Genomic DNA, 8,143 nt, shown 5'->3' on the forward strand with positions numbered 1-8,143 from the left:
AAGGACGGCCTGGTCATTGGGTGCGTCAGGTCAAGCGGTTACCACTTGTAGCCGATGCTGGCCATGACGTTGCGACGGTCGCCGTAATAGCAGTAGAAGCCGTCACAGGTCGAAATGTATTCCTTGTCGAATACGTTGTTGGCATTGACGCTGACACTGACGCCCTTGAGCACATTGTCCAGGCGACCGAGGTCGTAATGGACGGCCGCATCATAGACGGTATAGGAATCGCTATGGCCATCTGATGGATCGCGCACGTAGGCCATGCTGCCGATCGCGATGTTGTCGGTTTCGCCGACATATCGCACACCAAAGCCGATACCGAAGCCATCCAGAACACCTGTGTGCCAGGTGTAGTCAGCCCAGGCAGCGGCCTGGTTTTCCGGGGTCAGTGGCAGCGGACGGTTTTTGTCCAGCGGATCGGTGACTTTGGTCATCTTGCTGTTGGCGTAGGTGTACGAAGCGGTCAGCTTCAGGTTCTCGTTGACGTTACCGGTCGCTTCCAGCTCGAAGCCACGCACCTTGGCCTCACCCAATGGACGAGACACGCCCAGGGTGTCACTGAGTACGATGTCCTTGCGGGTCAGGTCATAGGCCGCTGCCGTGAACAGCATGTCGGTGCCTGGCGGCTGGTACTTGATACCCACTTCGTATTGCTTGCCGGTTCCAGGGCTGAACGCCTCGCCATTAGCGCCACCGGCTTCCGCCTGGAAGGATTCGGCGTACGAGATGTAAGGGGTGAAGCCAGAATCGAACACATAGCTGATGGCCGCGTTGCCGCTGAAGTTGCTGTCGTTGCGGGTGTCCTTGGCGTCGTTCATGTTGTAGAACGTCGAATCCGTATGCAGCCAGTCCTGACGACCGCCCAGGGTCAGGCGCCAGTTATCGAGGGCCATCTGGTCTTGAGCGTACAGGCCGGTGTCATGGGTCTTCTGGTTGTAATCGTTGTAAGCGGTGTATTTGACGTTGGTGAAGTCCTGACCGTAGATCGGGTGGGTGATGTTGCTGGGTGGCGCATTGCCGTACAGCCATTTGTAGTTGGTGTTGACGCGTTGGTGGTCCAGCCCCAGCAGCACGGTGTGCTTGATGACACCGGTGTCGAAATCAGCCTGGAAATTGTTATCCACCGCGAATTGGCTGAGGTCTTCGTCGACGACGTTGGCACCACGGGCCACGGTGCCGTCATCGCTGACCGAGCCGTAGTAGCCGCCCGAGGTGATGCTCTGGAAGGACAGATCGCTCTTGGTGTAGCGCAGGTTCTGACGGAACTGCCAGACGTCGTTCATCCGATGCTCAAAGGCATAGCCCAACGCGTAATAGGTCTTGTCGTAGAACTCCCATTCCGGATCGCCGAGGTTCTTGTGGTACTTCACTTCACCGGCAGGCGAGGACAGTTTGGTGCCTTGCAACGGAAGGAACTGGCTGGTGGAGCCCGTATCGTCACGGTTGTACTGGCTGAGGAATGTCAGCGTGGTATCGGGATCGATGTTCCAGGTCAGGCTGGGCGCGATGTTGTAGCGCTTGTCGTCGATGTGTTCGATGGAGGTGTTGCTATCGCGAACCACACCGCTGACACGGTACAAAAAACGCCCTTCGTCATCGACCGGGCCGGTGCTGTCAAAGCTGACCTGCTTGCGTTCGTAGCTGCCGACCTGCAATTGCACTTCATTGCTGGCCAAGGCATCAGGGCGACGGCTGACCATGTCGATCAAGCCACCAGGCGGCGTCTGGCCGTACAGCGAGGACGCAGGGCCACGCAGCAGGGCGACGCGCTCAAGGTCCCAGGTTTCCATTTTCGGCATGGTGTAGGTGCCCTTTGGCAGCGGCAAACCATCGAGGAACTGGGTAGGCTCAAAGCCACGCACCTTCAGCCATTCGGCGCGGCTATCGCTGCCGTAGCTGCTGGCAATGACGCCGGGCATGTAACGCACGGCGTCATCCAGATTCTGTACGGCACGGTCTTGCATCTGTTCGCGGGTGGCGACCGAGATTGAACGCGGCGCTTCGGCCAGTGCGGTATCGGTCTTGGTCCCGGCAGCGGTGCGCTTGGCCAGATAGCCTTGCACCGGGCCCCAAGCGCTTTCAGCGTCTTCCACGCCGATCACGCTGGTCGCCGGCAGCGCCATCACGCCCTCGGGTACCGCCGCCAGGCTGTAGGTGCCGGCGCTGCTTTGTTCCAGTTGCAGACCGGTGCCACGCAGGGCTTCGCGCAGGGCGCCCGCCGCGTCGAACTGGCCGTTGACCGGGGCCGAGGTCTTGCCCGCCGCCAGCGACGGATTCAACGACAGCGCCAGACCGGCCTGGCTTGCAATCTGATTCAGGGTGCTGGCCAGTGGCGCGGCGGGCAAGTTGTAGGCACGAACGCTGGATGCCTGTTCAGCGGCGATCAGTTGGCTGCTGGCCAAAGGGGTGCAAAAGGCAATGGCAAGCGCCAGCAAACTGGGGCGCAACAAGGTGTCTAGCGAGCGGGACATACAGCGGCTCCTGAAAGGGAATACTTCTCAATTGCCTAAGTGCCGAACGAAAATCAAAAAGTGATAGGGCTGGATGAAAATAATTTAGATTCAGGAAGTGCGTTTGTATCTATCGGCCCTTTTGTGGCGAGGGAGCTTGCTCCCGCTCGACTGCGCAGCAGTCGTCACATCAGTGAGTACGGACTAACTGGAAAGTGCATGGGGGCGCTTCGCACCCCAGCGGGAGCAAGCTCCCTCGCCACGGGGTTAACGGGATGATTCAGTGTTTGGAGTCGGCCTTCACCACCGTCACCCACCATTGCGTGTGCTGTTCGATTTTCACCGGCAAGGTCGGCAGCAGCGCATTGAGCGCCAGGTCGGTATCGCGCAGCGGGAAACTGCCGGTAATCCGCAGGTCAGCGACTTCCGGTGCAACCCCCAGATACCCTCGTCGGTAGCGGCCGATTTCATGAATCAGGTCTTCCAGGCGTGCGTTGTCCACCACCAGCATGCCGCGGGTCCAGGCATCGGCACCGAGGTTGACGGCCAGGATCGGCCCCAGGCCATTGCTGCGGATCAGCACTTGCTGGCCCTCGCGCAGGATCTGTTCTTCAGGACTGGATTGCGGATGAGCCGCCACCGCCGACTGCAACACACTCAGACGCGTGCCTTCTTCCTCACGCTTGACCAGGAACCGCGTACCCAGTGCGCGCATGCTGCCTTCGCGGGTTTCGACGATGAAGGGCCGGGGGTCGCCATGACCGGTTTCGATAAGGATTTCGCCTTCCTGAAGGATGATCAGGCGCTGCTTCTCATCGAAACGTACGTCCACGGCGCTGTGGGTATTGAGGTTGATCACGGTGCCGTCGGCCAGGCGAAGGGTGCGCTGTTCGCCGGTCGCGGTGCGCTGGTCGGCCAGCCAATAATCGACCGGCAGATACCGTTCGCCAGCGAACAACGCCAGGCCGATCACTGCGACGACACTGGCCAATCCGTTACCGAGTTTGCGCACGCGCCGACGAATGCCTTCGCGCGATTGCAGCAGGGCGGTACGGGCCGGGCCGCTGGCAACGCTGAAGCGCTGGTCGAGCATGCCCAACTGGCGCCAGGCGCGGGCGTGTTCTTCGTGGGCGGCGTGCCATTGGGTGAACGCTTCGCGCTCCGCCGGGTTGCCGGAGTCCAGGGACAACTGCCAGGCAATCGCGGCGTCCAGTACCTGCGCCGACACCGGTTTGGAACTGACCGGGCTCATGTCGGCTCACCGTACAGCGCGATGTAGCACTGGCGAATGCCTTGGGCCAGGTACTGACGAACCCGCGGCACCGACACGCCCAAACGCTCGGCAATTTCCGCATGGCCCAGGCCATCGAGACGGTTGTAGAGAAACGCCGCCCGCGCCTTGCTGGAGAGCTTGCCGAGCAGGCGGTCGATGTTTTTCAGGTCTTCGAGGATCATCTGCTGTTCTTCCACCGACGGCTGTTCGGCTTCGGGGATCAGCATCAGTTCGGTGAGGTAGGCCTGTTCCAGTGCGGCGCGACGGAAGTAATCGAACAGCAAGCCCTTGGCAATCGACACCAGGAAGGCCCGCGGCTCGCGAGGCAGCTTCAACTCCTCACGACCCAACAAGCGCACGAAAGTGTCCTGGCTCAGGTCTTCGGCCCGTTGTGGGCAAGCGACGTTGCGCCGAAGCCACGCCAGTAGCCAACTGCGATGGTCGCGATACAACGCACCGACGAGCTCACTTTGAGGGCTAGGGACTGACGACACGCAGCATCACCGACTGGGAAGTGTTAACTAACGAGAATTGTTCGCGATTGTGTCAGAGGCGAGGGCGGGAAGCAATTGGCGCTGGTCGGGTGATTGGCGCGGCTTATTAGGAGTGCACCAACCTGTGGCGAGGGGGCTTGCCCCCGTTGGGTTGCGAAGCGACCCTCTCCGTTTCTCCTGCCAGTTTGCAGCTACTGGTTTGACGACTGCTTCGCAGTCGAGCGGGGGCAAGCCCCCTCGCCACAGTTAACGCTAATGCGAACTGAGTCTAAAAGGACGGCGCCTGCTGCCGCCGTTTCCATTGGCTCAAGCGCTGTTGCAGGTTTAACGGGCTATGAATCTGCTGCTGCCGCGCCCGGCTGAACAGGATCAGCGCCAGTTCCGCAGTGGCCAGCGCATCGGCACTGGCGTGGTGGCGCTCGAAAACCTCCAGCTTGAACCAGTCGATCCAGTCGTCCAGCCCGGCCTCGCGAATGTGTGCCTGAGGGCACAGCAGCGGGGCCATATCCGCCACATCCAGAAACGGGTGCTGCAACTTGTAGCCCAGATGATCTTTCAATGCGCGCCCGAGCATGTGTTGATCGAACGGCGCATGAAAGGCCAGCACCGGGCTGTCACCGATGTACTCCATCAGATCGAGCAACGCCTCGGCCGGATCGCTGCCCGCCGCAATGGCACTGGGGCCGAGACCATGGATCAGCACGCTGGGGCCGAGTTTGACTTCAGCGCATTGCAAGGTGCGCTCGAACTGCTGGCTGAAATCAATCGCGCCGTCCTCGATCACCACCGCACCGATGGACAGCACCCGATCCTTGTTCATGTTGAGCCCGGTGGTTTCCAGGTCGAGCACGACCCAGCGTTGCTCACGCAGGCTGCATTCGCCAAGGGCAGTAGCATCGGGCAAGCGATCAAGCCGTTGCTGCACCTCGGCGGGCAGGGTTGGGCTGGTTGGGCGCAGCCATGCAAACAGGCTCATAGCTGATACCGCAGGCTCAGGCTGCTTTGCAGGCGTTGGGCCTGACGCAGGGACTCACGCAGGATGCGTCGATCCAGATGATTGAGGCTGTCAGGATCGACCCGATTGGAGTAGGGAAAATTCTCCCGGGTCTGTAGTTGATGTTGCTGCATGCGCGTTTGCTGAATGAAGTGATAAGCCTCTTCGTACGCCGCGCCATCCAGTGGGTCGATCACCTCGTTGGCGATCAACTGACGAAAACGCTCCAGCGTGTTGTTCGCTTCGATGCCATGGGCGAGGGCCAGTACCCGGGCGCCGTCGACAAAAGGGGCCAGGCCCTGGGTCTTCAGGTCCAGCGTGGCTTTCTCGCCATTTTTGCGCGCCAGCACAAAATCACGGAAACGCCCTACAGGCGGGCGATTGCGCAGCGCATTCTCGGCCATCATCCGCTGGAACAAACGGTTGTCGCCGACCTGATCGAGAATGCCCCGCCGCAACTGTTCGCAACTCTGTTCGCTGCCCCAGACCACGCGCAAATCGAAATAGATGCTGGAGCCCAGCAGATTCTCCGGCGTCGCCTCGCGGATAAACGCCGAAAAGCGTCGCGCCCATTCCGCACGGGACAGGCACAGCTCGGGGTTGCCGGCCATGATGTTGCCCTTGCACAGGGTGAAACCGCACAGCGCCAGGCTCTGGTTGATCTGCTGGGCGATGGGCAGCAACTTGCCGCGAATCTCTGCCGCATGGGCCGCGTCCCGGGCTTCGAACAGAATGCCGTTGTCCTGGTCGGTGTGCAGCGTCTGTTCGCGCCGGCCTTCGCTGCCGAAACACAGCCAACTGAACGGCACGCCGGGGTCGCCTTTCTCGGCGAGGGTCAGTTCGATCACCCGGCACACGGTGTGATCGTTGAGCAGGGTGATGATGTGCGTGATCTGGGTCGAAGACGCACCGTGCGCCAGCATGCGCTCGACCAGCTGGCCGATTTCGCCACGCATCGCCACCAGGTTTTCCACCCGGGGCGCATTGCGGATGGTCCGCGCCAGGTGCACGAGATCGACCCGTTGCAGGGAAAACAGATCGCGCTCCGACACCACGCCGCACAGGCGCTGATCCTTGACCAGGCAGACGTGGGCGATGTGGCGCTCGGTCATGGCAATCGCGGCATCGAAGGCGCTGTGATCCGGCGACAGGTAAAAGGGCGCGGGGGTCATGAACCGCTCGATGGCTTCGTTGAAGTCACTGCTGCCATTGGCCACGGCCTGGCGCAGGTCGCGCAGGGTGAAAATCCCCAGGGGTGCTTTGTGTTCGTCGACGGCCACGATGCTGCCGACCTGCTGTTCATGCATCAGCGTCACGGCCTCGCGCAGCGGCGTGAGCGGGCTGCAAGTCACCGGATGACGCATGGCCAGCTCACCCAATCGGGTGTTGAGCGAATACTGGGTGCCGAGGGTTTCCACGGCTTTTTGCTGGACCTGCTGATTGACCTGGTCCAGCAAACTGCTGACGCAACGCAGGGCAAAGTTGCGAAAGGTGTCCGAGAGTGAAAACATGCGGATGAACGCGGGTTTGTTCAGTTGCAGGCAAAACGTGTCTTCGCCGGCCAGGTGCTCGGTGCGAGTCGCCCGTTCACCGAGCAACGCCGCTAGAGGGAAGCACTCGCCGGTGGTGATTTCGAACACCGTTTCAGTGCCACCCTTGGCCGTGTGCGGACGTTCGCCCACCACCCGGCCTTGCTTGACGATATAGAAGTGTTCAACCGGACCGTCGGCGGGCTTGATGATGCTCTCGCCGGGGGCATAGAAACGCAGCTGACATTGCTCCACCAGAAACGCCAGGTGAGCCTGTTCCATCTGATTGAAAGGCGGGAAGCGCTGAAGAAATTGCAACGTACCCTGGATGTTCTGCAACACCGCGGTTTTCCCTGCCTGTGTGAAGGCGTCCGCTTTACTCATAACCATTACCGCAGTCGTTGTTTGAATTGTTGTGGTCGGATGTCTCAGACATGGTCGACCCCTGCGGCCGGAGTGCCCATTGGACGTAAGTCTAGGTAGGCAATCATTGTGGTGGAATGTCGGAAGAACCTTACACAACTGTACGAAAAACCTCTCTGTCCCCCTATTGGAAAAATATCCGACGAAGCGCACATTTAAGGCCTGCTTAGCGATGTCTGACCACTGTGCTAGGGAATTGATCTGAACATGTAGAGAACGCCATGTCCGACCACGATATTTTGAGTGACGCCGAGCGGGAAGCATTGAGTGCCGTCATGCTGGAACCTGACCTGCCGCCGCAACGGGTGCTGATCGTCGATGACGATAAAGATGCCCGGGAGTTACTGTCGGAGATTCTGGCACTGGACGGTATTCGCTGTGTGACGGCGGCCAGTGGTGAGGCTGCACTCAGGATCCTGGTGGCCGAAACGGAGATCAAAAAACCCACTATTGGTTTGCTGATCACTGACCTGCGAATGGGCCACGTCGATGGACTTGACCTGATCCGCCAGGTCCGCGAGTCGGTACGGGCAGCGTTGCCGATCATCATCGTCTCGGGCGATGCCGATGTGGAGGACGCGATCGCCGCGATGCATTTGAGCGTGGTGGACTTCCTGCTCAAGCCGATTGATTCGGGCGAGTTGCTTGGGTTGGTCAAGCGTGAACTGGGGATGAAGCCTTAGCTCAAACCTGCCGGCCTCGCACATTCCCTGTAGGAGCCGGCTTGCCGGCGATGGACTCAAGTGCGCCGCGTTTATCCGGTTCAAAAACGCGTTATCGTTAACGACCATCGCTGGCAAGCCAGCTCCTACAGGTATGCGTTATCTTTCTTTCCCGGGGGCTTGCGTGATGTCTAGTCCTGAAATAGGTTTACACCTGTTTCAGTCTCAAAACGCCCGATGCACTGCATCGGGCGTTTTGTATTTCAAGGCCAGATGTGGCCGCTCCGCGTTGTAGATCAGCACCGATTCATCAAC

General features: G+C 60.2%; 6 protein-coding genes. 1 reads left to right on the plus strand and 5 read right to left on the minus strand.

The genetic code is table 11. From position 1 onward, the window contains the following. Positions 1–38: 38 nt before the first annotated feature. From CKW19_RS08515 to CKW19_RS08535, 5 genes are all read right to left on the minus strand, one after another. The gene (locus tag CKW19_RS08515; RefSeq protein ID WP_095057498.1) at positions 39–2,474 is read right to left on the minus strand and encodes a TonB-dependent siderophore receptor; all 2,436 of its coding nucleotides are present in this window, start codon (positions 2,472–2,474) and stop codon (positions 39–41) included. 259 nt (positions 2,475–2,733) lie between these two features. Beyond that, positions 2,734–3,705, minus strand: a complete 972-nt coding sequence (locus CKW19_RS08520; protein ID WP_095057499.1) for a FecR domain-containing protein — start codon at positions 3,703–3,705, stop codon at positions 2,734–2,736. Then, positions 3,702–4,220: an RNA polymerase sigma factor gene (locus CKW19_RS08525; RefSeq protein ID WP_095057500.1), complete on the minus strand. Its 519-nt coding sequence runs from the start codon at positions 4,218–4,220 to the stop codon at positions 3,702–3,704. The genes CKW19_RS08520 and CKW19_RS08525 overlap by 4 nt, the downstream gene beginning before the upstream one ends. Before the next feature lie 268 nt (positions 4,221–4,488). Beyond that, positions 4,489–5,196, minus strand: a complete 708-nt coding sequence (locus tag CKW19_RS08530) for a PolC-type DNA polymerase III (protein ID WP_095057501.1) — start codon at positions 5,194–5,196, stop codon at positions 4,489–4,491. Next, the gene (locus CKW19_RS08535; protein ID WP_177408790.1) at positions 5,193–7,133 is read right to left on the minus strand and encodes a putative nucleotidyltransferase substrate binding domain-containing protein; all 1,941 of its coding nucleotides are present in this window, start codon (positions 7,131–7,133) and stop codon (positions 5,193–5,195) included. Before CKW19_RS08535 ends, CKW19_RS08530 begins: the two co-directional genes overlap by 4 nt. A gap of 254 nt (positions 7,134–7,387) precedes the next feature. Between CKW19_RS08535 and CKW19_RS08540 the strand changes: the two genes are divergently transcribed. Next, a complete protein-coding gene (locus tag CKW19_RS08540) occupies positions 7,388–7,849 on the plus strand; it encodes a response regulator (protein ID WP_095057502.1) in 462 nt (153 codons plus the stop codon). The last annotated feature ends 294 nt before the right edge of the window (positions 7,850–8,143 follow it).

This window comes from Pseudomonas sp. Irchel s3f7, assembly GCF_900187615.1.
In the GTDB taxonomy this organism is placed as follows: Bacteria; Pseudomonadota; Gammaproteobacteria; order Pseudomonadales; family Pseudomonadaceae; genus Aquipseudomonas.